The organism is Profundibacter sp., from assembly GCF_056498605.1.
Genome location: NZ_JBSMEZ010000073.1, coordinates 1 through 25,626 on the forward strand (window position 1 = coordinate 1; position 25,626 = coordinate 25,626).

Genomic DNA, 25,626 nt, shown 5'->3' on the forward strand with positions numbered 1-25,626 from the left:
GAATCGTCGGTGCAGAGGATAAAGTTGCGCGGGTCCAACCCCTTTTCGGTCACTGCCGTGATCTGGGTTTCCACGTCATACCACGCAGACCCCAGCCGCATCATCGAACGCATCCCTTGGCGCACCCGTGCAATCGCATCGGCCTCGCAGGTGCCTTCGTGTTCATCCGCCGGACCACCCGCCACATAGGCATGAAACGGCAGACCCAGATCGGGGCTGGCGTAATGGCCACCCACGGTTTTGCCCGCGTTTTGCGTCGCGGCAATCTCGGCCAGCATTTTCGGGTCGGCATTGATCACGCCGGGGAAATTCATCATTTCACCCAGCCCAATAATGCCGGGCCATGTCATCGCCTCGGCCACATCCTCGGGGCTGATCTCGTAGCCCGTGGTTTCCAGACCGGGGGCCGAAGGCGCACAGGATGGCATCTGGGTGAAAATGTTGATCGGTTGCATCATCGCCTCGTCATGCATCAGGCGCACCCCGCGCAGGCCCAAAACATTGGCGATTTCATGCGGGTCAGTGAACATCGACGTGGTGCCATGAGGAATGACCGCGCGGGCAAATTCGGCGGGGATCAGCATGCCAGATTCAATGTGCATATGCGCGTCACACAGACCGGGGATCATGTAGCGTCCCTCGGCTTTGATCACGATCGTGTCGTCACCAATGCAATGATTCGCGTCTGGCCCGCAATATGCAAACCGCCCGTCTTTGATGGCGATATCGTGATTTTCCAGAACCTCGCGGGTCTGGACATTCACCCATTTCCCGCCGGTGATAACCATGTCAGTCGGCATGCGCCCCGCCGCAACAGCGATCAGGTTTGCAGCGCATTCAGACCATGTTTTGAGAGTTGTATTTTCCATTTACCTATTGTCATCAGTTTGGCAGATGATGCAAGCCCGTAAAATGCATGGCGAGTATGAGCAGCGGATAGCGCTAATCTCGAATGAAACCAATTGCTAGACATCAAGTTAGTATACTGCAAATACTGCGCATAGAATGTTTCCGGAGACAACCTATGGTTACGGAGACTATTACCAAACCGGCACAGGCATCGTTTCTATAAGGAGGGAAATTTGTCATGCGAAATCCATTTAAGAAGAATACGTCATATAAGATTGTTGATGGGAAAATTCCTTCCGATTTGAATGAAATTCTAGAAGAAATAAGAGCGGCCTCCAAACTACAAAAAGTAGATTGGGAAAAGGCTGGCCTATCCCTCGAAGCTCCATGGGAACAGTTTCCTAGCCATGAAATGCATAGCATAGGTTGGAGAATGGGTCCGGGTGAAGACTTCATGATTTACTTTCGGAACTGGTATTCAAATCTTTCCAGTGCAGATAAAAATTCCTATCAATTGTTGCATCCCGAGCCTGGCAATTGGGCTGGATATTACAACCGAATAGACAGTTAGCCCCCGCTTAGGATGCAAAGGACGACACCATGACCAAGCCCAACATCCACCACTGGCAGGAGCGCGTCGACCTTGCCGCCGCCTTTCGCTGGACTGCGCGGCTGAACATGCATGAAGGCGTGGCCAACCACTTCTCGCTGGCCATTGATGAGGACGGCACCAAATTCCTGATGAACCCGAATCAGATGCATTTCAGCCGGATCAAGGCTTCGGACATGCTGGTGGTAGACGCCAATGATCCCGACACCCTGCAAGGCCCCAACGCGCCGGACCCCACGGCATGGGGACTGCATGGGGGGCTGCATCGTCACTGCCCTCACGCCCGTTGTGCCATGCATGTGCATTCAATCCATGCCACGGTTCTGGCGTCACTGGCCGATTCAAACCTGCCGCCGATTGACCAGAACAGTGCTACGTTTTTCAACCGTTATGTGATTGATGAAAGCTATGGCGGATTGGCGTTCGAGGAGGAAGGTAAACGCTGTGCCGCGCTGCTGACCGACCCGAAAAAGAAAGTGATGATCATGGGCAACCACGGGGTGATGATCATAGGCGATACGGTGGCCGAAACCTTTAACCGGTTGTTCTATTTTGAACGCGCCGCCGAAACATACATTCGTGCGCTACAAACCGGACAGCCCTTGCGCATCTTGCCCGATGACATCGCCGAAAAAACCGCGCAGGAGCTTGAGGACTATCCAGAGCAAGATACCCGCCATCTGGCCGAGCTGAAAGCGATCCTCGATGAGGAAGGATCAACCTATGCCAGTTAGAAGCCTGAATTTATGGCTTCGTTATATTGCGCAACACATCCAGTAACAATTGCTCGGCAATCGCATCTTCGCTCATCTGGGGTTGGGCGGGAACCGGTTTTTGCGGCGTTGGTGCTGGTGTTGGCACAGGAGCAGGCGCAGCATTAGCTGGCCGGATCATCGGCAGAGGTTTTGGCGAAACGCCCTCATGGACCCGCACCATTGTTTCGCGCCAAATTTCCGCAGGCAGACCCCCACCCGTTACACCCTTTAGCGGCGTGTTGTCGTCATAACCCATCCAGACGCCGGTGACGTAATCCGCGGAAAACCCGATGAACCACGCATCACGCGCCTTTTGCGTTGTGCCGGTTTTACCAGCCACTTGGCGATCAGCCATCCTAGCCCGTCGCCCCGTGCCATTCTCAATCACCTGACTCATCATATAGATCAGCCCGCCCGCCGCAGTTCTGTTGATCACCCGCTCGCCCAGACCACCCTCTTGGCGCATCATTGCCTCGGTGTCGCCCTGAAGGCGCAGCTCGATCAACCCGTAAGGCGTCACACTGCGCCCGCCGTTCAGGATGCCCGCATAGGCACCTGTCATTTCTATCAGGGTAGATTCAGATGCCCCGAGAGCCACCGCGGGGCCAGCGGCCAGATCATTCCTGATCCCGAAATCTGTCGCAATTTTGCGCACATTATCACTGCCAACACTTTCCGAAACCCGCACGGTTGCGGTGTTCAGCGACCGCATCAAGGCCTCGCTCAGGGTCACACGGCCAAAATATTTATCATTATAGTTCTTAGGGCTCCACGGGCCGGAACCGGGTATGTTGATCGTCAACGGCGCGTCTTTTACGAAATCATTCGGGCTGTACCCTAAATCAAGCGCCGCTGCATAAACGAACGGTTTGAACGTCGATCCGGTCTGGCGCAACGCCTGTGTGGCGCGGTTGAACGCACCCGATACCTTGGTCTCGCGTCCGCCGACCATTGCCCGAACAGCCCCATCTGCCGACATCACAATGATCGCCGCCTGCGCTTTGGATCCGGTGCTCACCTTGTTTTCGAACACAAAGGCCAGCGCATCCTCTGCGGCGCGCTGGATGCGCGGGTCTAGCGTGGTGCGGATGATTACGTCTTCGGTGGTGTCATTAGTGAAAAATGACGGCCCACTGCTCATCACCCAGTCGGCGAAATATCCGCCGGCACGGGCCCGCGCGGCCTGCGATAGCACAGCAGGGTTTTCCCGCGCCTGCGCTGCCTCGGCAGATGTCAGATACCCTTGTTCTGCCATTAACTTCAAAACTGTCAGTGCTCGATCTTGCGAGCGCTGCAAATCATTGGTCGGGGCATACCGCGTCGGTGCTTTTAACAATCCCGCCAGCATTGCGGCCTCGGCCGGATTAACATCGCTTGCACGTTTGCCAAAATACCGCTGGCTGGCAGCCTCGAACCCACGCGCGCCGGCCCCCAGGAAAACGCGGTTCAGATAGATCGTCAGAATATCGTCTTTGGAATACTTCGCCTCAAGCGCCATTGCGTAAATGGCTTCCTTGATTTTGCGCGATAGCGAGCTTTGCCGACAATCTGCCTCGTATTCTTTTTCGCTATATCCGGCGGTTGGGTCAAACGGTTTACCCAAGCACAGCAGCTTTGCGGTTTGCTGTGTCAGGGTTGATCCACCATTACCCGACAATGGCCCACGCCCCGCGGACAGATTGATCCGCACCGCACTGGCAACCCCGCGCGGGCTGATCCCGAAATGGCGGTAAAAGCGTTTATCCTCGGTTGCGATCACTGCGTTTTTCAAATGGCGCGATACCGTTGCCGCTGTTACCACCCCGCCAAACTGGTCACCACGCCATGCAAACACACGGTTGTCTCGATCCATCATCGTCACGGACCCGCGCGCGCGACCATCCACCAACTGCGATACAGGTGGCAGGGTAGTGTAATCATACGCCACACCTGCCCCGACCAATATCCCTACGACAGCTGCGACACGCCAGCCGATCCGCCATGTTGCCTTAAATATCCAGCCAAATATACCCAGAATAAATGCTGTGACAGGGTTGAACCTGCTGGCCGATTTCTTTGGTTTTGCTCTGCGGGCTGCTGGTTTCTTCTTGGATTTAGGACGCTTTGCAAACAGTCTGGACAACCCGAAGAAAGACCTGCCAGTCGCGGCTTTTCTCACACGCGGGGATTTAACTTTGGCTTTTTTCACGCGGGTTTTCTTCACAACAGGTTTGGCCGGTTTTTTGGCGGCCGGTTTTGCCACGTCTCTTTTGTTCCTCGACAATTTAGCCGTAGGATACCGTCTGTCGGCGACCAAACGGCCGCGCTTTTTACCTGAACCACTCATTATGTCACCCTATCTGGTGCTTGCCTGTTTTTTTCGCAACCTACAACGCTTGCAGCCGAATGTAGAGGGGGTAGTTTTGGATCAGTGCCGTTATGTTGCTGCCTATTTTTTAATCACACATTCAATTTTGCGCATAAATTGTGCGTTTTTGCCTGTTTTCTTAATATATCATGGGCTCGAATCCTTGAGTCATGGCCCCGTAGCACGCCTTACCTATTCGCATAATGCGCAGGATGTCTGCCAAGCATAGGGAAAACGCCGTGAAACTCATCAAAGCAATACTCAAACCCTTCAAACTCGAGGAGGTCCGCGAGGCGCTAACTGCTATCGGCGTTCGTGGCATGACCGTGACCGAAGTCAAAGGCTTTGGCGCACAATCCGGCCACACCGAAATCTATCGCGGGGCCGAATACACCGTGAATTTCGTGCCAAAGGTGATGCTGGAGATCGTCGTGGCATCGGACGTGGTCGATCAGGTGGTTGAAACCATCCAGAACACTGCCCGCACCGACAAGATCGGTGATGGCAAGATATTCGTGCTCGATGTCGAGCAAATCGTCCGCGTGCGGACCGGCGAAACCAACGAGGACGCGATCTAGCCCAAAGGCAGATCGACGAGAGGGAACAGAAAAATGAAACTACGAAATTTAATGATGGCGGCAACGGGATCGGTAATGGCCGCGACCACGGCCTTTGCACAAGATGCTGTTGAAACAATGGACAAAGGCGACGTGTCGTTCATGATCTTTTCAACCGTGATGGTACTGTTCATGATCCTGCCGGGTCTGGCGCTGTTTTACGGCGGTCTGGTGCGCAGCAAAAACATGCTGTCGGTGCTGACACAAACCACAATGATCACCGCACTGGTGATGGTGATCTGGGTGATCTACGGTTACTCCTTCGCCTTTGGCGGCAGCACCAGCGCGTGGTGGGGCGGCACTGGCAAACTGTTCCTGTCGGGTGTCAGCGCAGATACAATGATTGGAACATTTACAGAAGGCGTGATCATTCCCGAATTTGTATTCATCGCCTTCCAGATGACATTCGCGGCGATTACACCTGCCTTGATCATCGGAGCATTCGCCGAACGGATCAAGTTTAGCGCGGTGATGGTGTTCACCCTGTTGTGGGTCACCTTCGCCTATTTCCCGATTGCCCATATGGTTTGGGATGGCGCTGGTTACATCTATAATCTAGGCGCGTTGGACTTTGCCGGTGGCACGGTTGTGCATATCAACGCAGGTGTCGCGGCATTGGTTGGCGCGATTGTTCTGGGCAAGCGCAAAGGCTTTGGCAAAGACATGATGGCACCACACTCGATGACACTGACACTGGTGGGTGCGGCGATCCTGTGGGTCGGTTGGTTCGGCTTTAACGCGGGCTCTAATCTGGAAGCCAACGGTGGCGCAGGTCTGGCGATGATCAACACCTTCACCGCAACAGCGGGCGCAATCCTTGGCTGGACCATCGTAGAAGGCACACTTCGCGGCAAGGTTTCCTTGCTCGGTGCGGCGTCCGGCATGATCGCCGGTCTGGTGGCTGTGACCCCTGCGGCGGGTTCCATCGGCCCTGTGGGCGCGATTGTTCTGGGTGCTGGTGCCTCGATCGCCTGCTTCTTCTTTGTCACTGTGGTCAAGAACAAGTTTGGCTATGACGACAGTCTGGATGTGTTCGGCATCCACGGCGTTGGCGGCATCATCGGTGCGGTTGGCACGGGCATCTTTACCGCCCCGTCGTTGGGCGGCGTTGGGTATAGCGAAGGCGTCACAATGATGGGCCAGACCATGATACAGGCACAGGCCGTTGGTATCACCATCGTCTGGACGGCCGTGGTTTCCTTTGTGCTGTTCAAAGGCATTGATATGACCATCGGCTTGCGGGTGTCTGAGGAGGACGAAGCACGCGGGCTGGATTTAGCCACGCATGGCGAAGCGGCGTATCACAGCTGATATTGGCCGTTACGCAAATGAAAAGCCGGCGGGGGAAATCTCGCCGGCTTTTGTTTATTCGCAACCTTGTCCGCGGGTGTGATGTGTCGGATAGATTGCGTTTTTTTTGACACATAGCCTGCCCTTTGGGTGCTAAATGACCGAAGTGGCCGTCCGACTAAAATTATCAGTTGCCTGGTTCGGGCCCAAGTTAAATTATGCAGCAAGCTCATCGAAACCCTGCGCAGATACCGATCCAGTCGTTTTTCAATCGATCATGGTGGCTAAATCTGCCAGCGCCACGGCATTGCGCCTTTCATAAGCCGACGCCAACGCTTCTTTTATCATTCCGCGTTCCACTAAAAGCCGCTCGAATGCAGATCTTTGCTGGATTGCAAATCGCTGCCGGTAAAATTTCTGGACTTGCTCTTCATTCATCATTTTTTCAAGCACAAAATCTGCGCGCCAAAATGTCATTTGTGCGCCATCAAGGTCGCCTTGTTCCGCTTGCTTTTCCGCGAGGAATTCCAGCCTGCTAAATACATCCTGAGGGGATCGATCATTCAAATGGTTGCGTCCAAAATACTCAATAAACCGCGTTAAGTCAGTTTGCCCTGATCGCAAATAGTCTCTAACCACGTATCGGTTTAAAAGGTAAGACGAGGAGGCGCTTTTTTGTTGTTGCGATAGCTCCATATAATCGAATATCGGGCCAAGATCGCCCTGCATCATTGCGGCGGTCGCAAGCAGCTCATCCCGGCCGCTATTCCCTGCATTACTTGAACGTGTCTGAAATAGCGCACGCAGCTTTACATCATCACCGATATCCGAATAGGTGCGCTCAAGAGCCCACCGTAGCCCCAACACATCATCAATTTCATAACTCTCTTGTAAATACTGTGCGATCCTACGGGCTTCGTTATAATGCTGGTTGCGAACATAGGAATGCATAATTGTTATGTAGGCAGCAACTCGAACTCTTACAGTGACCACCGAAGATGCGATGCGTTTGGCAGTGTCGTAATCACCATTTCTGGTTAGATGGACAACAGCGATTGCTTTGGTCTTACTCAGCATATCTGGGTCTGGAATTAAATCGAAAAGCTTTTGCAGCATTTCCACATCCCCTAACGCAATCAGTCCACGCACCACTGCATTGATAACATCTGGCCTGTGATCTTGGTCCATTTGTTCGATCAGGTCGTAAATTTGGCGCTTTTGCGGAGTGTAAACAAGATATGCTGCCGCAGTGCCAATCGCAGCTTTCTCTCCTTTGTCATCCAGCTGCGGTGCCAAATTAAGAAGGAGAGAAGAAATTTCCTGCGAAGCTTGCGGCGCGTCTGGCAACGATTTTTGCAAACTGTTGGCTGGTCGAATCCAGAGCGCAAACGCGATGGTTCTGGGGTTGGGCATACGGTTTGGCAAGTTCTCGATAAAATATGCCAATGTCTCGCCACTTTTTTCAGAACCTACACTTTCCTGAAGAAACGCAATATGCATCATTCCGGCAGCCCAATAGTGAGGGTTGGTTTCTTCTTCTGCCGCCTCAATTGCTAGCTTAAAAATGCAATCCTGTGATGGTGTCGCCAAACACTCAGCTGGACCGGAGCGGAGCGTCGTTGCTATGCTCAGAAACAGTACCGTTGCTAATAGTGTGGACTGATAAATCAATTTCAAATCAACTCCCCTCATCTATGCCAACTCTGTCATTAGTGGGCAGTCCAATTGTTTGATTGCTACAATTAGCATCATACTAACAAAGACAGGCCCCCAGTAAAACTCCATGCGAGGCACATATCCATATTTCCTAATTTGGGCATTTGCGCATGGTGCCAAAGCAGACACTGACAGGCTAGATGTGAACGGTAGCAAAGTCCGTCACAGCCGATATTCGCCGGATATTTCCGAACGCCTGCTTGTTCGAGGACAAACTATCTGACAGGCTACGGCAGGCCCTAGATACCCACGTCAATAATCGCCTTGGCCAAAATCGGGATTGTTGCTTCGTTCAGCCCCGCGATGTTCATCCGGCTGTCACCAATCATATAGATGCCATGCTCGGCCCGCAGCACCTCGACCTTCTCGGGTGACGCCCCCAGCCGCGAGAACATGCCGCGGTGTTGTGCCAGAAACCCGAACCGGTCCGACCCTGAAAGACGTTGCAATTCGCCCGCCAGATTTTCGCGCAGGGCCAACATGCCCAACCGCACACTTTCCAGTTCTTCCTTCCAGTCGTCACGCAGCACCTTGTCCTGCAAAATCATCGTCACCAGACGCGCGCCGTGGTCCGGCGGGAAGGAAAAATTCTGACGGTTCAGATAGGCCAATGTGCTTTGCGCCAGTGGTTGGTTATTTGCCTCTTGCGACACCGTCATCAGGATGCCGGTGCGTTCGCGGTAAATGCCGAAGTTCTTGGAACAGCTGGCCGCGATCAGGGTTTCCGGCATTGAAGATGCTACCAGCCGTACCGCTGCTGCGTCTTCCTGCAATCCATCGCCAAAGCCCTGATAGGCAATGTCGATGAACGGAACTGCACCGGTTTCCTGTAAGCTGGCAATCACTTCAGCCCATTGCGCCAAATTCAGATTTGCGCCCGTTGGGTTGTGGCAGCAGCCATGCAACAGCACCACATCCCCTGCCTTAACATTCGCCAGATCAGCCATCATGCCGTCAAAATCAACGCCGCAGGTTTCATCATCGAAATAACGGTATTCGGCCATTTTCATGCCGACGTATTTAATGATCGATGGATGGTTTGGCCATGTTGGATTTGAAATCCAGATCGTCGCATCAGGGCTGGCCATTTTGATCAGTTCCACCGCCTGACGGATCGCACCCGTGCCCCCCGGTGTCGCCGCTGCTGCGACGCGATTACGCGGCACGGCATCACCCAGCACCAGATTGACCATCGCATCACCATAGGCAGGTTCACCCGCAAGGCCGGTGTATTTCTTGGTGGTCTCGACCTCCCACAGCTGTTTTTCGGCCGCCTTGATCGCCCGCATCACCGGCGTATTGCCGTTGGCATCCTTGTAGATACCAACGCCAAGGTCGATTTTGTCATCCCGCGGATCTTCGCGGAACATTTGCATCAATTGCAGGATTTTGTCGGCGGGCTGTTTTGTCAGGTTGGTCAGCATTTTCTTACTCCGTTTCAATTTTCAGATCACTGGGGATGCCCCATTCAGACCAGGAGCCATCGTAAATCGAATGTTTCATATGCCCGATGCGGGTCAGGGCAAGGGTGACGATATTGGCGGTCACGCCCGAACCACAAGTGGCTATAATGGGTTTGGACAGATCCACACCTGCGGCATCAAATATCGCCTTTAGCGCGGCGTTATCTTTCAGCGTCCCGTCGGTGTTCAACAGGCTGGCGTAAAAGACATTCTTTGAATTCGGGATATGGCCCGAGCGTAAATCCTCGCGGCTCTCCGCCTCGCGGCCATAGAACCGGTCGGGCGAACGCGCGTCCACAATCTCGTAATCGCCCAGTTTGCTGGCGGCGGCCACTTGCGTCACATCCTTGACCAGATGTGCCTGACGGCTCACCGTCATGTGGCGGTCGCGGATGATCGGCGGCATGTCTTCTACCGGATATCCATCGGCGACCCATTTTGGCAAGCCCCCGTCCAACACCGCAATATCGGTTTTACCCATCAGACGGAACAGCCACCAGACCCGCGCGGCCACAAACAGCCCGGCGCTGTCATAAACCACCACTTGGTGGCCATCGCCCACACCCAGCTTTCGCATCCGCGACATGAATTTCTCGGTCGGCGGGGCCATATGGGGCAGATCAGAGCGATGATCGGCCACATCGTCAATATCGAAATACCGCGCATTGGGGATATGCGCCGCCTCATATTCGGCACGGGCGTCGCGCTCGTCCCCGTCCATAAACCACGAGGCATCAAAAATCCGTACGTCGGGGCTATTCAAATGATCAGCCAACCATTTGGTTGAAACCAGCGCTTTTGGGTCGTCTTGAAACATGAAAATTGCCCCTTTGGTAACTGTCTTATACGGCCTAGCGCGAGGGGACCACGCTGGCAAGAGCAGCGGGCGCCCAAGTGTATCGGACGCCCTCAATTTATTTGGCTTTAGCCCATCATCTTTTTGACCATGCCAACAACCGCCAGCACAACACCGCCGCCAACGCCTCCAGAAGCGACCTGACCTACGATCGAGCCGATATCCATGCCGCCAGCCATTTCAGAAGCGCCTGCCGCCATTTCGGCCATGTTGCCACCGCCCATCATGCCCAGCAATTGAGAGCCTAGACCGCCGCCCACAAGACCGGCAATCGTATTGCCAAGGGTGCCAAGGCTAAGCCCTTTCATGAGACCGCCAGCAGCGTTGCCGCCAACTGCACCCGAAATCAGACCAATAATCATTTCCATTTCACTCGTTCCTTCCTGAAGAGGCCAACATTTACGCCCACAGCGCGCCCCACTAACCGTGGTTGCTGCGATTCTAGCCCAAAACTTACACTTTTCAACAAAAGTTAACGGTTACCGTAGGGTTAGCCGCTTTCGCGCAACAGCCGCGCTTTTTGGCGACCCCAGTCGCGTTTGGCTTCGGTGGCGCGTTTGTCGTGGTTCTTTTTACCCTGGGCCACGCCGATTTTGATCTTCACCAAACCCTTATGGTTGAAATACATAACCAGCGGTACCAGCGTCATGCCCTTGCGTGCTGTGGCCTGCCACAGCTTGGACAGCTCTTTTTTGGACACCAGCAATTTGCGCTTGCGACGTTCCTCGTGACCCCATGTTTTGGCCTGTTTATAGGGCGCAACGTAGGAGTTGATCAGCCACAATTCACCATCCTCAAGGCTGGCATAGCTTTCGGCGATGTTCGTCTGCCCCTCGCGCATCGACTTCACCTCGGAGCCTTGCAGCATGATACCGCACTCTATGTCATCCTCAATTGCGTAATCATACCGCGCACGGCGGTTTTCGGCGATCACCTTGTAGTTGGGGTCAGATTTTTTGTTGGCCATAGGGTGATGTAAAAGATGGCTGGGCGGCTGTCTAGAGCCTGTTGGCAATCGCGGCGTCGCAAATGGAACAGATCATTGGCACGCCAGCCTTTGAAATACCCGGACAAACCAGCAAAGGACAGATGCATGGCAACGCGCCCCACCCGACGCCGTACCCGCAAATCCCGTGAGAGCACATCGGGGCAAAACCCGCATATGTATGTGCCCTATATTACGCGGCGCATTCCGCCCTATGAAATTCTGGACGAAGAAAGCCTGATCCGGATCGAGGCCACCACCGACCGGATTCTGGCCGAGATCGGCATCGAGCTTCGGGACGACGCCGAAACTGTGCGTCTGTTTAGCAAAGCTGGCGGCAAGGTGACCAATCTGCCCGACAACAGGTGGAACATCAAATTCGAGCCTGGCATGATCCGCGAGATCCTGAAATCCGCGCCGGCGATTTTCACCCAGCACGCCCGCAACCCCGCCAACAGCGTCCAGATCGGTGGCGATGCGACGGTTTTTGTGCCCTCTTATGGCTCACCCTTCGTGATGGATCTGGACAAGGGGCGGCGCTATGGCACCATCGAGGATTTCGAGAACTTCGTGAAACTGGCGCAAGCCTCGCCTTGGATGCACCATTCCGGCGGCACCATTTGCGAGCCGACCGATGTGCCGGTGAACAAGCGCCACCTGGATATGGTCTACGCCCATATGCGCTATTCGGATCGCCCGTTTTTGGGATCAATCACCGCGCCATCACGGGCCAAGGACAGCATCGAAATGAGCCGCATTCTGTTTGGCGCGGATTTTGTTGACCAGAATTGCGTCGTCATGGGCAATTTCAACACCACCTCGCCACTGGTGATTGATGGCGAAACCACCGCTGGAATTCGCGCTTATGCGGGGGCGAACCAAGGCTCGATCCACCTGCCGTTCCTGCTTGGCGGGGCGGTTTCACCGCTGACGATGGCCGGACAAGCCGCGCAATCGCTGGCCGAAAGCATGGTCAGTTGCGCCATCACTCAACTGGTGCGCCCGGGATCGCCTGCGATTTTGGCGTCGTTTCTGGTGTCACTAAACATGCGGTCCGGCTCGCCCACCTTCGGCACTCCTGAGCCCGCGTTGGGAACATTGGTGATGGGGCAACTGTCACGGCGATTGAACATGCCGTTTCGCGGGGCGGGCAGCTTTACCACTTCGAAACTCCCCGACGCCCAAGCCATGCAGCAAAGCATGATGTCGCAAATGTCGGCCATGCAAAGCGGGGTGAATTTTAACATGCATGCCGCTGGCTATCTGGATGGATTACTGTCGATGTCCTATGAGAAATTCATGATGGACGCCGATGTCTGCGGTGCGCTGCACGCCTATGCGGCTGGTGTTGATGTGAACGAAGACACACTGGGGTTTGAGGCCTTGGCGCAAAACGGCCCGGGCGAACATTTGTTCGGCTGCGACCACACCATGCGCCACTACAAAACCGCCTATTGGGACACCGCGCTGAATGATGATCAGCCGTGGGAGACATGGGATGAGGAGGGCAGCATTGACGCCGCCAGTCGCGCCAACACCCGCTGGAAGGAGTCGCTGGCCAAATATGAAGCGCCACCTTTGGACGATGCCAAGGATGGTGAGTTGAAAGAATTCATTGCCAGCAAGAAGGCCAGCATGGAAGATGCGTGGTATTAGGGGCGCCGCATCACTGGGCACACCCATAAAATGCGACTGCATCAATGAGAAATGGCGCGTGATCGTTATTACGGCACGGTTTTTCCCTTTTGCCGCGCGTTAACTTCAGTTTCGGCAAGCAGGCCCTTAAGCCGAGCGGGTATACGGCAGCTATGCGGGACAGAGCTGCTGTTCAGTGATTAAGATGCGTGTTTAGCAAAGGAACATAAAGCAAGCGGCATCGATTTGCCTATTCGGCTCGTTGGGGAGGTGCGAGGGTCAGGCCAACTTGATAGCTTTTTGCTAAGAGAGATTGTCTCCGCTTTGATGACCCAGTCGAGCCGAAGAGCACCTCGAGCCTGCGTGGGGCAAATCCAAAATATCCAAATGTTCCCTTGATCCAAGCAGTTTCCAATGCGGCGAGGTAACCAGCTTTTTCCATTTCGTCTGAACGTGCTCCGGCCGGTATTAGAAGAACTCCAGAACGGGATCGTTGAAGTGATCGTTCTGAGTCATCCAACTGATCGTAGGCCCAACCCCATGTCCACACACGATCAACCCAACCCTTAATCATAGACGGCATGCCCCACCAAAATAGCGGAAAAACAAGACATATCGCGTCTGCCCGCGCGATCCGCGCTTGTTCTTTCGTCACATCTGCCAATGTGGTTGAGCTGCCATCTGCTGCAATGTCTGCCATCGACCAACGCGGGTCAAAACCTTCGGCATGCAAATCCGCAAGCTCAACTGAATGACCAGCCGCTTTGGCACCATCCATGAATTGTTGGGCAACGGCTGCACTGAACGAGGCTGGGTTGGGATGATCGAGGATAGTCAATACATGCATAAGTGAATTCCATAGAAACTACTGCATCTCGAACGAACAAGCAGAACATACCCAGAATATGAGGCCAATACTCTGACACGACAAGGCAATTCCAGACCGCTCATGCAAAGCATTATAAAAGCTCAAGGTAACTTTAGGTCAAGAAGAATTGTGCAGCATCTCTCTATCAGCATTTGGTAGTATGGGCTCTTTCCTGACATTCACCGTAACCTGACAAATGACTAGGTTGATTTGCCCGCACCTGTTGCCCCGTAAATCAGGTGGGTGCGGGCAAAGTGACCAAACACGGCCTAGCCCAACAAACCCGCGTGTTTCATCGCGGCATCTACCTTGGCTTTGGTGTCATCCGTCAGCTCAACCAATGGCAAGCGCACCTCGTCAGAACACAGGCCGAGTTTGGACAAAGCGTATTTCACGCCGACCAGACCGGGTTCGGTGAAAATCGCCTCGTGCAGCGGCATCAGGCGGTCCTGATACTCTAGCGCCAATGCGTAATCACCGGCCCGCGTGGCGGCCTGAAATTCACTACACAGACGCGGGGCCACGTTGGCTGTCACCGAAATACAGCCGATACCACCGTGCGCATTAAACCCCAGCGCGGACGCGTCCTCGGCTGAAAACTGGATGAAATCCGCGCCACACGCGGCGCGTTGTTCGGACACCCGCACCATATCTGCTGTGGCATCCTTGACCCCAACGATGCGCGGCAGTTTGGCCAGTTCCGCCATGGTTTGGGTCGTCATATCCACGGCTGATCGGGCCGGAATATTATAGATGAAAATCGGCAGGTCATGTTTGTCATGCAGCGCCGTAAAATGGGCGATCATGCCGGCCTGTGTTGGCCTGTTGTAATAGGGCGTCACCACGAGGGCCGCATCGGCACCGACCTTTTGGGCGAACGCCATGTAGCGCTCGGATTCAGCGGTGTTGTTTGATCCGGCACCGGCAATCACCGGCACACGGCCAGCCGCAGCCTTAACCACGATCTCGATCACCTGCTCGTGTTCCTCATGGGTCACGGTCGGGCTTTCGCCAGTTGTTCCCATCGGCACCAATCCGTTGCTGCCTTGCTCGATATGCCATTCAACCAGGTGTTTGAGCGCATCAACATCCAGCGCACCGTTTTTGAACGGCGTGACCAGAGCGGGGAAAGACCCTTTGAACATGATACGTCTCCTTAATGTGTTGCGTTTACTAGTGATCCGATAAGCGAGTCACCCGACGCCTTGTGCGGCGGAAACTAGCCGCAGTTTGCGCGATTGCCAAGATTGTGTATTGCAGGTTCGCCTCTGCAGGTACACTTTGTGATAACCCTGTCCGAAATTCAAAGGAATTCCGCCCTATATGCGCCTATTTATCCTAATTCTAACGTCCCTATTGATGTTGTTGACCCCGACACTGGCACAAGACAACCGTGCGCCAGCAGCATTGGCCGCGGCATTTGAATCAATAAACGACGCGGATTGGCCCGAGGCGATACGCCGCGTCACCCCTGCGGGGCAGGTTGGCAAGGATATTATCGAGTGGCACCGTTTGCGGGCCGGCAACGGCACTTTGGCCGAATATCGCGCATTTCTGGACGGGCACCCGAACTGGCCCGGTCTGCCTCTGATGCGCCGAAAGGGCGAAGCTGCCATCACACCTGAAACCCCTGCCAAGGAGGTGATCTCCTACTTCGATCTCCAAAGCCCAGATTCCACCAACGGTGTTTTGCAATTGGCCCGCGCCTACAAGGCCAAAGGCCATGATGGCGATGCAGCCGCAACCGTGGTTTTGGCATGGCGCACATTTGCGTTGTCCAAATCGGGACGGGCTGCATTTTTATCAGCTCACAAGGAATTGTTGACCCCGCATCATACGGCGCGGCTGGATATGTTGTTGTGGCGCGGGCGGTTTGCGGATGCGCGGCGGATGTATCCGTTGGTCAGTGATGGCTGGAAGGCATTGTCCGAAGCCCGCATCGCGCTGCGCCGCAAAGAGGGTGATGTCGATACCCTGATCGAAGCTGTTCCAAAGGCGCTGCAATCCAATCCCGGCCTCGCCTATGAACGTTTCTTGTGGCGGGCCCGCAAAGGGCGCACCGCCGATGCAGTGGCGTTACTGCTGGAACGCAGCGTATCCGCTGAAACCTTGGGCGAGCCTGGCCGCTGGGCCAACCGCCGCCGATCACTGGCGCGCCAGATGATGCGCGAAGGCGACGGCAAAACTGCCTATCGGCTGGCGTCGACGCATCGCCTTGGCGAGGGGGCTAACTTTGCCGATCTGGAATGGTTATCTGGCTATCTCGCGCTGCGTTATCTGAATGACCCGAAAACCGCGCTGGCCCATTTCCAGAGCTTTCGGGTGGCCGTGCAAAGCCCGATCAGTCTGGGCCGTGCCGGATATTGGGAAGGCCGCGCCTATCAGGCGATAGGTGATGAAGGATCGGCGCAAGCTGCATATGCATTCGCGGCAGAATACCAGACCAGTTTTTACGGACTTTTGGCGGCGGAACGGGCCGGTTTCAGCATGGATGCCGCCCTGACTGGGGCTGAAACATTTCCTGACTGGCGCAATGCCCGTTTTATATCGTCCGATGTGCTGGAAGCTGCGTTGTTGTTGCAAAAAGCAGGGGAAGCCGCGCTAGCAAAACGGTTCTTTTTGCAAGTCGCCGAATCCCTTAACCGCACGGAACTGGGGCAGTTGGCCGATCTGGCGTTATCGCTGAAAGAGCCGCATATCGCGTTGATGATCGCCAAACAGGCGGCCAAACGCGGATATGTTTTACCCCGCGCCTATTACCCGCTGCATGATCTGGCCAAAGAAAAGCTGCCCGTCGCCACCGAACTCGCGCTGGCGATTGCGCGGCGCGAAAGCGAATTCAATCCGAGTGTCGAAAGCGGGGTTGGTGCAAAAGGGTTGATGCAGTTGATGCCCCGCACGGCACAATCCGTGGCCGACGAGTTAGAGCTTGATTTCGAGGTCGAGCGGTTGTTGACAGACTGGCGGTACAACGCCCGCCTTGGCAGCACATATCTGGCGCAACTGGAACAGGAGTTTGGAAAATCACCGATCCTGATTTCCGTCGGATATAACGCGGGGCCAAGCCGCGCGCGGTCTTGGGTCATCGCATTCGGTGATCCGCGTTCGGCAGGCGTGGATGTGGTGGACTGGATCGAACACATCCCGTTTCGGGAAACCCGTAATTATGTAATGCGTGTTGCGGAATCGTTGCCGGTTTACCGCGCCCGCCTATCGGGCAAAACGCCGCCGTTATCCCTATCTGCCGAGTTGCAACAGGGCGGATAAGTTACCCTGCGGATTTCAGATCCTTGATCATCTGATCCATATTGCCCTTACGCTTGTCCAGCATCGCGCCAATCTCGGTGCGTTCTGTCAGCAACATGTTGATACCTTCGATATACATGTTGTAAAACAATGGCTTACCGCGCTTGTCCGAAACAAAGAACATCACCTCAAAAGGTGCTTGACCTTTCAAACGGGCCTGCGTTTTCACTTCAACGTGGCTTTTGACCGTTTTAGTTGATTGAACAATTAACTGGCCACCAATGAATACGCGGAACCGTTTGCCGTATTTACGGGCAATGTAACCTTGGAAATTCTTGGCGAAATTACGTTTTTGCGCTGCACTTGCCTGACGCGCCTCAACCCCCAGAGCGTAGCTCGCCAAATATCCAACATCTGAATATTTAACAAAAATCTTCTCGAATTCCTTGATCATGCTGCCTTCGGATTTCCCCGAAGCTATCACTTTGTTAATCGCCGCCACCAGTTTTTCCACGTGGGCAGAGGCCTGCCCGTTGGTGAGCGCTAAGGCAGGAGATGCCAAAGGCCCCAGAGCAATAGCAGTAGCGCCGCCCAGCATGATTTTGCGGCGCGTCAGATCATTCTGCGTAAAAATCGTCATAGCCATCGTCTCCTTGGTCTTCTTCAATTACTTCCTGTCCCAATTGAAACCTGCGGTGTTGCAGATACAACAGGCGGGCCTGCGCATAGCTGTCGGCACTATCATATAATATAGAGTCGACAGTGTCAGAATACTGGTAGCGATCACCAAGTTTTGATAAGCCTTTAGCAACCGGCCCCATATATTTTTCGGGCGTAGGGGCACCAAATGTCAACGGGTTGGTAAACACGTCAACCACCATCCCGACCATATCCCGTTCGGTTGACGGTCCGACAAAGGGCAGTTCAACATAATTGCCCTCGCCTACACCCCAGACATGTAGGGTTTCGCCAAAATCGCTGCTCTCCTCATACAGGCCCATCGCGGTCGAGGGGTCCAGAATACCGCCCAGCCCGATTGTGGTGTTGAACAAAAACCGACTGGAGTTTTTGACAGCGCTGTCTAGGTCAAGCTGCAACAGGTTATTCACAACAATGCCTGGTAAATTCAAATTCGAGGCAAAATTGCCAATTCCCTGACGCACAGGTTTGGGAATCACGTTGCCATATGCACCCGACGCAGGTTTAACCAGCGCACGATCCAGATCGCGATTTGCCTCGTGGGTTTGGCGGTTTCGCACCTCGTATGGGTCGGTAATACCCTTGGCCACAGGGGCTGTGCACCCCGCCATCAGGGCTAGGACAAGGCTGGTAAGAACCACCTTAGATAAACGCATTCGTATTTTATTCAAAACTAACAATGGTAATCTCTACTGCTTGTTCGTAGTTTCACACTACATAGTCTTTGATGCGACAATGCCCATAGGTAACTCGGGGCAAGGTTAAATCTGTGACAGATTGGTTACAAGTCATTCTTGTGTCATATCATCCCCTAAGGATGCACCACGGCATCGGCAGTTGAAAGAGGCAATATGCGGCAACCAGATCGCAGGAACGGGCTAGCAGAACTAAAGGCGGCGCGGCGCAAAAGCAGGGGGCTGTTTTGGGCCGTTGGTATTTTCAGCGCATTCGTTAATCTGCTGATGCTCACCGGCCCCCTGTATATGTTGCAGGTTTATGACCGCGTGCTGGGCAGCGGATCGGTTGAAACGTTGCTGGCGCTTTCGGTGCTGGTCACGTTCCTGTTTGCGATGATGGGGCTGCTGGATTATGCCCGAGGGCGCATTCTGGCCCGCATCGGGGCGCGGTTCCAGTCCAGTCTGGACCGGCGCGTGTTTTCAGCCGTGTTGCGGGCCAATGCGCGGGGCCGTGGCACACCCGAAACCAACAGCGGGCTGCGTGATCTGGAAGCGGTGCAGCGTATGCTGACATCACCCGTGCTGACTGCGGTTTTCGATATTCCCTGGACGCCGGTCTTTCTGGGCGGAATATTTCTGTTCCACCCGTGGCTGGGCATCCTTGCCATATCGGGTGGCGGATTTCTGATCCTGATCACCCTGTTGAACCAATGGGTCACCCGCACGCCAGTGCTGGACGCCAATATATCCACCCACCACGCTGGCCAAATGGCCGAACAACTACGCGGCGAATCCGAACTGGTGCAAAGTCTGGGGATGCAGGGCGCTGTATTTGACCGCTGGAATGCGGCCCGTGAAACTGCACTTGCCGCCAGCATTCGTGCCTCGGACAGCACCAGTGGGTTTTCCATCCTGACCAAAACATTCCGCATGTTCCTGCAATCGGCAATGCTGGGTCTGGGCGCCTATCTGGTGCTGCAAAACGAACTGACCGCAGGTGCGATGATCGCAGGGTCCATCCTGTTGGGCCGCGCATTGGCCCCGATCGAGCAATCCATCGGCCAATGGGCATTGGTGCAAGCCGCCAGCAAGGGATGGAGCAACCTTTCCACTTTGCTTTCCGAAGTGCCTGTTGAAGCCGTACGCACAACCCTGCCCCGACCAAAAGCACTGTTGGTCGCCGAACAGGTGACAGTTGTTCCGCCGGGGCAAGCACAAGCCTCGCTTCGTATGGTCAGTTTTACCCTGAAACCCGGTCAGGCGCTTGGCGTTATTGGCTCCTCCGGTGCGGGCAAATCCACCCTTGCACGGGCGATCACCGGCGTATGGCGGGTGGCAGGTGGCAAAATCCGGCTGGATGGGGCAACGCTGGATCAATATGACCCCGACATTCTGGGCCAGCACATTGGATATCTGCCGCAACGGGTGCAATTGTTTGATGGCACCATCGCCGAAAACATCGCCCGCCTGTCGATGCACCCTGATGATGATGCTGTCATCAAAGCCGCCAAAAAGGCTGCCGCACATGATATGATACTGGAATTCCCCGACGGCTATGACACCCGCGTTTCCACCAATGGCGGGCGGTTGTCCGGTGGGCAACTACAGCGCATCGGCCTTGCACGTGCGATGTATGGCGACCCTGTTATTCTGGTGCTGGACGAGCCAAATTCAAATCTGGATAATGAGGGATCAAACGCCCTGAACGGCGCGATCCGCCAGATGAAGGCCGATGGCGGAGCCGTGATGATCATGGCCCATCGCCCCGCCGCCATTCAGGAATGTGACCTGCTGATTGTGCTCGAGGGGGGCGCGATCAAGGCATTCGGCCCAAAGGATGACGTGATGCGCGAGATGGTCAAAAACCACGAACAAATCCGCCAAAGTGCAACAAAAGGGGGCGTCACATGAACACTGATGCAGCAAAGGGCTGGTCCGCCCGCGCCCCGTTGACCCTTGGGTTTCTGGCCATTCTGGTTTTGATCGGCGGCTTTGGTACGTGGTCGGTGATGGCAAATATATCAGGTGCAGTGATCGCCAGTGGCCAGATCGAGGTCGACCAGAACCGGCAGGTTGTGCAACACCCTGACGGTGGCGTAATTTCGGAAATCCGCGTGCAGGAAGGCGATCTTGTCAATGCGGGCGACATATTACTGCGCCTTGATGCGACGACCCTTGCATCGGAACTTGTGGTGGTCGAAGGGCAATTATTTGAAATGATGGCAAGGCGTGGCCGGTTAGAGGCCGAACGTGACGGAACGGACGATATCACGTTTGACGCCGAGCTTGTTGCATCTGCCACGAATTTGCCGATCGCGACCAACCTGATGCAGGGCCAGCAACGCCTGTTCAGGGCGCGGCTGGAATCGCTGGATCAGGAAGTGTCGCAAATGCAAAAACGCCGCGGCCAGATTGCTGATCAAATCACCGGTATAACCGCCCAACAAGCCGCGCTGGATTCACAGCTTGACCTGATCACACAGGAACTGGTTAATCAGCAAACCTTGCTGGATCGTGGTCTTGCGCAGGTGTCGCGCGTGCTGAGCCTACAGCGCGAGCAGGCACGGCTTCGTGGCTCTATGGGGGAACTGGCTGCAAGCAAGGCTCAGGCCGAGGGCAAGATTACCGAGATCGAAATCGAGGTTCTGAAATTCGGAACCAAACGGCGCGAAGAGGCGATCACCCGCCTGCGTGATCTCCAATTCCGCGAACTGGAGCTACAGGAACAACGCCGCGCCCTGACCGAAAAATTGTCGCGCCTCGACATTCGTGCGCCCCTGTCCGGCATCATCTACGGAATGCAGTTTTTCGCGCCCCGTTCGGTGATCAGACCCGCCGATCCAGTGCTGTATCTGGTGCCACAGGATCGCCCATTGGTGATTGCAGCCAAGGTTCAACCAACCAACATTGACCAAATTTTTATTGGTCAGGAAGTTACCTTGCGGTTCTCGGCATTTGATGCCCGCACCACCCCAGAACTAAAGGGGCGGGTGATGAAAATATCAGCCGATGCATTTACTGACGAACGGACCCAAGCCAGCTTTTATCGCTCGGAAATCGCATTGCTTAACGGTGAAATTAATAAGCTGCCCGCAGATGCCACCCTGATCCCAGGCATGCCGGTGCAAGCATTTATTCGCACCAATGACCGCACGCCGCTGGCCTATCTGGTCAAACCGTTGGCCGATTATTTCGCCAGAGCATTTCGGGAAAACTGAATTTGGTGGTTTTCCTATGCGCCAATCGCGGTTAGCGTCCGGAAAAACACCCAACCAACGGAGACAGACCAGATGAGTAATGCATATGAAGCCCGCCTAACTGAACTCGGCGTCACCCTGCCCGACGCCCCCGCCCCCGCCGCCAATTATGTACCCTTCGTCATTTCCGGCGATCTGGTGTTTGTCTCTGGTCAAATCTCGAATGGTCCCGACGGTCTGATTACTGGCAAACTGGGTGAAAACATGGATGTCGCCACTGGTGCCGTTGCTGCGAAGACCTGTGCCCTTGGCCTTGTTGCCCAGTTGAAAGCGGCCTGTGATGGTGATCTGTCCCGGCTGGTTCGCGTGGTTAAACTGGGTGGTTTCGTCAACTCCACCCCCGATTTCACCGACCAGCCCAAAGTCATCAACGGTGCTTCGGATTTTCTGGTGGAACTGTTTGGCGATGCAGGCCGTCATGCCCGCGCCGCGGTCAGCGCCGCCGCCCTGCCATTGGGTGTCGCCGTTGAAATCGAAGGCATTTTCCAGATCAAATGATACCCCTTCCCGATGGCTTGCTAAAGCATCCGATCGCGCACCGTGGCTATCATGATGCGGGGTCGGGTATTATTGAAAATACGCGTGCGGCCTTTGGGGCCGCGATTGATGCCGGTTACGGGATCGAGCTGGATGTGCAGTTGTCTGCTGACGGCCACGCAATGGTATTCCACGACTACGACATGACCCGCCTGACGGGCAAATCCGGCCCGATCCGCATGCTACAGCGGGATGATCTAACCAAAACCCGCCTGCTTGGCTGTGATGAAACCATCCCGACCCTACCCGAAATCCTGAGCCTGATTGATGGCCACGCCCCTGTGCTGATTGAAACCAAAGATCAGGATGGTGCGATGGGAACTGACATCGGCCCACTGGAACAATCTGTCGCCGATGCCTTGAAATATTACGATGGCCCCGCGGCGGTGATGAGCTTCAATCCCCACTCCATCATTGCCCTATCCGAGCTTGCCCCGACCACACCACGCGGCATTGTCACCTGCCATTTCCCAGCCGAGCACTGGCAGTTGCTGAACAAGAAAACCCGCGAACGTCTGCGCAGTATCCCCGATTATGACCGCGCCCGCGCCAGTTTTATCAGCCATCGCCATGACGATCTGGAGAACCCCCGCATTGCCGAATTGCACAACAAAGGGGCGAATGTGATCTGCTGGACCATCCGCAGTGCCGAGGCCGAGGTCGAGGCTCGAAAAGTGGCGGATAACGTGACGTTTGAAGGGTATCCCTCAGTACTCCCAACATCGTAAACTATAGCGTAATCACATCGCCTGCTGCATATTTCTTTGACCCGAACGCATTGTGAAACGCCACCAGTGCTGGGAAATCAACACAGTGCATCGGCAGCAGTACTTCTGGTGCCTCGCCCTTGAAATAGGCGATGGTTTCGTCAATCGGCGGGTTGTCCTCGGCCAATAAATGAAAGCCGCCAATCACCGCATATAACGGCTGGCCCGTCACCTCTTTGGCACGCTCGAAATTATTGCGAATCCCCACATGCGGACAGCCCCGTATCAAACAGGATTTTTGATCCCCATATTCAATAAACGCCGAAAACCCCATTCGGCCAATCAGTACATTGAACAGACTTCATTCTCGCATAACAAAGTGATTTTCATATGCTTCCTCCTGCCCCTTTCATCGCAAAACGGCAAAGCAAAATCCAGCCCCTTGACCCCGCCCACCGATACGCCACACTTGTCCCATGCCCGAACAAATCGAAATCCGTGTTCTGACCAGCCTTGCCGACATCCCTGCCGGTGATTGGGATGCCTGCGCCTGCCCCGAGGATGGCCGCCCGATTGATCCGTTTACCACCCACCGGTTCCTGTCCGCGCTCGAGGTCAGCGGGTCTGTCGGCACCGGCACAGGCTGGACCCCTCGCCACATAACCGCCAATCTGGACAACCAGTTGATCGCGGCTGCCCCTGCCTATGCCAAATCCCATTCGCAAGGCGAATATGTGTTCGACCACAGCTGGGCCGATGCCTATATGCGGGCCGGCGGGCGATATTATCCAAAACTGCAACTGACCGTGCCCTTCACCCCCGCTACAGGTCGGCGTTTCCTGACCCGTGCAGGGTTTGAAACTACGGGGCAATCCGCGCTGGTGCAGGGCGCGGTGCAACTGGCAGCTGAGAACCAACTGTCATCAATGCACATCACCTTTTGCACTGAAATCGAAGCCGAAGCGGGCAAGGAAATGGGTCTGATGCATCGCCTTGGCCAGCAATTTCACTGGGTGAACGATGGCTATAAAACCTTCGATGATTTCCTGACTTCGCTGTCCTCGCGCAAACGTAAAAACATCCGCCGCGAGCGCAAGCAGGCGCAGGATTTCGGTGGCACCATTCATACGTTGACGGGCGATGATATCACCCCAGACCACCTCGCCGCATTCTGGCATTTTTATCAGGACACAGGTGCACGCAAATGGGGCACACCGTATCTGACCCGTGCGTTTTTCGACATCGCGCATGAAACCCTGCGCGATGATATGTTGCTGGTCATGGCCATGCGGGACGGCCAATGGGTTGCCGGTGCGCTGAATTTCATTGGTGCCGATACCCTGTTCGGTCGCTACTGGGGGTGTGCCGAAGACCACCCCGCGCTACATTTTGAACTCTGCTATTACCGCGCCATCGACTATGCCATCGAACACGGTCTGGCGCGGGTCGAGGCGGGTGCCCAAGGCGGCCACAAACTCGCCCGCGGCTACATGCCCGTCACCACCCATTCGCTGCACTGGATCGCAGACGATGGTTTTCGCGCCGCCGTTGCCCAATTTCTGGAGCATGAAAGAGACGCAGTGGATGAAGACATCGAGGTGATGACATCCTATGGGCCATTCAAGCGGGGATAACCCTGACCCAACTTGAATACAGCAATTGCATTTCCCCCGCCCCCCGCGCTACCTTTCCCGCAAATCCTTGGCAAATCGGACCCTTCACAATGCCCCACATCATCGTTATTGGCGCCGGTCAGGCTGGCGCCTCGCTCACCGCAAAATTGCGCAGCCTCGGCTATGATGGCGACATCACCCTGATTGGTGAAGAACCTGTGCTACCCTACCAACGCCCGCCGCTGTCCAAGGGCTACTTATTGGGTGACATGAGCCGCGAGCGGCTATTTCTGCGGCCCGGGGAATTCTACGAAAACCAGAACATCGCCCTGCGCCTTGGCAGCTCTGTCACCGCTATTGATCCGGCGGCAAAAACCGTTACTATTGACGGTGAGATCCTCGCCTATGATGACCTCGCCCTCACCACCGGCTCCACTCCACACCACCTGCCCGCTGCCATCGGTGGGACCTTGCAAGGTGTGCATGTGGTTCGCACATTGGCCGATATCGATGCGATGGAGCCTGAATTCATCGCTGGCAAAAACGTGCTGATCGTTGGTGGCGGCTACATCGGGCTAGAGGCCGCAGCTGTTGCCGCCAAATTGGGCCTGAACGTCACCTTGGTGGAAATGGCCGACCGCATCCTGCAACGGGTCGCCGCGCCGGAAACCTCGGATTATTTCCGCGCCCTGCACAAGGGTCACGGCGTGAATATCCTTGAGGGTGTCGGGCTGGATCACCTGTCGGGCGACAGTCGCGTGACATCGGCAGCCCTGACCAACGGGCAAACCATCCCCGTTGATTTTGTCATCACCGGCGTCGGGATTAAACCGGCCACCAACTTGGCCGAAGCTATGGGCATCACGTTAGAGAACGGCATCAAAACCGACACCCAAGGT

The 25,626-nt window shown here is 55.1% G+C and carries 25 protein-coding genes; 13 read left to right on the top strand and 12 right to left on the bottom strand.

What is annotated here, in order from left to right; all coding sequences use genetic code 11:
• Positions 1-869, bottom strand: an 869-nt coding sequence (locus ACWB12_RS07310; protein ID WP_479529411.1) for an amidohydrolase family protein, incomplete at its 3' end; no start/stop codon positions are given.
• A 218-nt stretch (positions 870-1,087) separates the two neighbouring features.
• On the opposite strand from ACWB12_RS07310, the gene ACWB12_RS07315 reads away from it, so the two are divergent.
• On the top strand, positions 1,088-1,420 hold the full coding sequence (locus ACWB12_RS07315) for a hypothetical protein (RefSeq protein WP_479529412.1): 333 nt from the start codon (positions 1,088-1,090) through the stop codon (positions 1,418-1,420).
• Positions 1,421-1,449: 29 nt separating this feature from the next.
• Complete coding sequence (locus ACWB12_RS07320; RefSeq protein WP_479529413.1) at positions 1,450-2,193, top strand: class II aldolase and adducin N-terminal domain-containing protein; 744 nt, start codon at positions 1,450-1,452, stop codon at positions 2,191-2,193.
• A 10-nt stretch (positions 2,194-2,203) separates the two neighbouring features.
• Here the strand turns inward: ACWB12_RS07320 and ACWB12_RS07325 are convergent, their stop codons facing one another.
• A complete protein-coding gene (locus ACWB12_RS07325) occupies positions 2,204-4,336 on the bottom strand; it encodes a transglycosylase domain-containing protein (protein WP_479529434.1) in 2,133 nt (710 codons plus the stop codon).
• On the opposite strand from ACWB12_RS07325, the gene ACWB12_RS07330 reads away from it, so the two are divergent.
• Genes ACWB12_RS07330 through ACWB12_RS07340 form a run of 3 tightly spaced genes read left to right on the top strand, consistent with a single transcriptional unit; the run spans position 4,239 to position 6,489 of the window.
• On the top strand, positions 4,239-4,790 hold the full coding sequence (locus ACWB12_RS07330; RefSeq protein ID WP_479529435.1) for a hypothetical protein: 552 nt from the start codon (positions 4,239-4,241) through the stop codon (positions 4,788-4,790). The genes ACWB12_RS07325 and ACWB12_RS07330 overlap by 98 nt on opposite strands.
• Positions 4,791-4,800: 10 nt before the next feature.
• The gene (locus ACWB12_RS07335; protein WP_479529414.1) at positions 4,801-5,139 is read left to right on the top strand and encodes a P-II family nitrogen regulator; all 339 of its coding nucleotides are present in this window, start codon (positions 4,801-4,803) and stop codon (positions 5,137-5,139) included.
• A gap of 33 nt (positions 5,140-5,172) precedes the next feature.
• Positions 5,173-6,489: an ammonium transporter gene (locus tag ACWB12_RS07340; RefSeq protein ID WP_479529415.1), complete on the top strand. Its 1,317-nt coding sequence runs from the start codon at positions 5,173-5,175 to the stop codon at positions 6,487-6,489.
• Between the two features lie 246 nt (positions 6,490-6,735).
• Here the strand turns inward: ACWB12_RS07340 and ACWB12_RS07345 are convergent, their stop codons facing one another.
• The 5 genes from ACWB12_RS07345 to smpB all read right to left on the bottom strand — a co-directional run bounded on the left by ACWB12_RS07345 (position 6,736) and on the right by smpB (position 11,470).
• Positions 6,736-8,145, bottom strand: a complete 1,410-nt coding sequence (locus tag ACWB12_RS07345; RefSeq protein ID WP_479529416.1) for a hypothetical protein — start codon at positions 8,143-8,145, stop codon at positions 6,736-6,738.
• A 278-nt stretch (positions 8,146-8,423) separates the two neighbouring features.
• Positions 8,424-9,608 carry an amino acid aminotransferase gene (locus tag ACWB12_RS07350; protein WP_479529417.1) on the bottom strand — a complete coding sequence of 395 codons (1,185 nt, stop codon included), beginning with the start codon at positions 9,606-9,608 and terminating at the stop codon, positions 8,424-8,426.
• A 4-nt stretch (positions 9,609-9,612) separates the two neighbouring features.
• The gene (gene sseA / locus ACWB12_RS07355; protein WP_479529418.1) at positions 9,613-10,464 is read right to left on the bottom strand and encodes a 3-mercaptopyruvate sulfurtransferase; all 852 of its coding nucleotides are present in this window, start codon (positions 10,462-10,464) and stop codon (positions 9,613-9,615) included.
• A gap of 107 nt (positions 10,465-10,571) precedes the next feature.
• Positions 10,572-10,871, bottom strand: coding sequence for a hypothetical protein (locus ACWB12_RS07360; protein ID WP_479529419.1), 300 nt, complete (start codon positions 10,869-10,871; stop codon positions 10,572-10,574).
• Between the two features lie 122 nt (positions 10,872-10,993).
• Positions 10,994-11,470 (bottom strand): SsrA-binding protein SmpB, encoded by a 477-nt coding sequence (gene smpB, locus ACWB12_RS07365; RefSeq protein WP_479529420.1) that lies wholly within the window; start codon positions 11,468-11,470, stop codon positions 10,994-10,996.
• A 126-nt stretch (positions 11,471-11,596) separates the two neighbouring features.
• Between smpB and ACWB12_RS07370 the strand changes: the two genes are divergently transcribed.
• Entirely contained in the window at positions 11,597-13,144 is a 1,548-nt protein-coding gene (locus ACWB12_RS07370; protein ID WP_479529421.1) for a trimethylamine methyltransferase family protein, read from the top strand.
• Positions 13,145-13,373: 229 nt separating this feature from the next.
• Here the strand turns inward: ACWB12_RS07370 and ACWB12_RS07375 are convergent, their stop codons facing one another.
• Both ACWB12_RS07375 and dapA read right to left on the bottom strand, forming a co-directional pair.
• Positions 13,374-13,970 (bottom strand): NAD(P)H-dependent oxidoreductase, encoded by a 597-nt coding sequence (locus ACWB12_RS07375; RefSeq protein ID WP_479529422.1) that lies wholly within the window; start codon positions 13,968-13,970, stop codon positions 13,374-13,376.
• Positions 13,971-14,260: 290 nt separating this feature from the next.
• Complete coding sequence (gene dapA / locus ACWB12_RS07380; RefSeq protein ID WP_479529423.1) at positions 14,261-15,136, bottom strand: 4-hydroxy-tetrahydrodipicolinate synthase; 876 nt, start codon at positions 15,134-15,136, stop codon at positions 14,261-14,263.
• Between the two features lie 178 nt (positions 15,137-15,314).
• Between dapA and ACWB12_RS07385 the strand changes: the two genes are divergently transcribed.
• On the top strand, positions 15,315-17,258 hold the full coding sequence (locus ACWB12_RS07385; protein ID WP_479529424.1) for a lytic transglycosylase domain-containing protein: 1,944 nt from the start codon (positions 15,315-15,317) through the stop codon (positions 17,256-17,258).
• A 1-nt stretch (position 17,259) separates the two neighbouring features.
• Here ACWB12_RS07385 and ACWB12_RS07390 read toward each other — a convergent pair whose 3' ends face one another.
• Together ACWB12_RS07390 and ACWB12_RS07395 are read right to left on the bottom strand one after the other, a co-directional pair.
• Positions 17,260-17,877: an MlaC/ttg2D family ABC transporter substrate-binding protein gene (locus ACWB12_RS07390; RefSeq protein ID WP_479529425.1), complete on the bottom strand. Its 618-nt coding sequence runs from the start codon at positions 17,875-17,877 to the stop codon at positions 17,260-17,262.
• Positions 17,855-18,592 carry an MlaA family lipoprotein gene (locus tag ACWB12_RS07395; RefSeq protein ID WP_479529426.1) on the bottom strand — a complete coding sequence of 246 codons (738 nt, stop codon included), beginning with the start codon at positions 18,590-18,592 and terminating at the stop codon, positions 17,855-17,857. Before ACWB12_RS07395 ends, ACWB12_RS07390 begins: the two co-directional genes overlap by 23 nt.
• A gap of 195 nt (positions 18,593-18,787) precedes the next feature.
• Between ACWB12_RS07395 and ACWB12_RS07400 the strand changes: the two genes are divergently transcribed.
• The 4 genes from ACWB12_RS07400 (at position 18,788) to ACWB12_RS07415 (ending at position 23,135) form a co-directional block, all read left to right on the top strand.
• Entirely contained in the window at positions 18,788-20,524 is a 1,737-nt protein-coding gene (locus tag ACWB12_RS07400; RefSeq protein ID WP_479529427.1) for a type I secretion system permease/ATPase, read from the top strand.
• Positions 20,521-21,831 (top strand): HlyD family type I secretion periplasmic adaptor subunit, encoded by a 1,311-nt coding sequence (locus ACWB12_RS07405; protein WP_479529428.1) that lies wholly within the window; start codon positions 20,521-20,523, stop codon positions 21,829-21,831. The genes ACWB12_RS07400 and ACWB12_RS07405 overlap by 4 nt, the downstream gene beginning before the upstream one ends.
• A gap of 72 nt (positions 21,832-21,903) precedes the next feature.
• The gene (locus ACWB12_RS07410) at positions 21,904-22,368 is read left to right on the top strand and encodes a RidA family protein (RefSeq protein ID WP_479529429.1); all 465 of its coding nucleotides are present in this window, start codon (positions 21,904-21,906) and stop codon (positions 22,366-22,368) included.
• Positions 22,365-23,135, top strand: a complete 771-nt coding sequence (locus ACWB12_RS07415) for a glycerophosphodiester phosphodiesterase family protein (RefSeq protein ID WP_479529430.1) — start codon at positions 22,365-22,367, stop codon at positions 23,133-23,135. The genes ACWB12_RS07410 and ACWB12_RS07415 overlap by 4 nt, the downstream gene beginning before the upstream one ends.
• Before the next feature lies 1 nt (position 23,136).
• Here the strand turns inward: ACWB12_RS07415 and ACWB12_RS07420 are convergent, their stop codons facing one another.
• The gene (locus tag ACWB12_RS07420; protein WP_479529431.1) at positions 23,137-23,382 is read right to left on the bottom strand and encodes a hypothetical protein; all 246 of its coding nucleotides are present in this window, start codon (positions 23,380-23,382) and stop codon (positions 23,137-23,139) included.
• A gap of 208 nt (positions 23,383-23,590) precedes the next feature.
• Here ACWB12_RS07420 and ACWB12_RS07425 point away from each other — a divergent pair, with 208 nt between their 5' ends.
• Together ACWB12_RS07425 and ACWB12_RS07430 are read left to right on the top strand one after the other, a co-directional pair.
• Positions 23,591-24,748: a GNAT family N-acetyltransferase gene (locus ACWB12_RS07425; protein ID WP_479529432.1), complete on the top strand. Its 1,158-nt coding sequence runs from the start codon at positions 23,591-23,593 to the stop codon at positions 24,746-24,748.
• Between the two features lie 89 nt (positions 24,749-24,837).
• Positions 24,838-25,626, top strand: a 789-nt coding sequence (locus tag ACWB12_RS07430; protein ID WP_479529433.1) for an NAD(P)/FAD-dependent oxidoreductase, incomplete at its 3' end; no start/stop codon positions are given.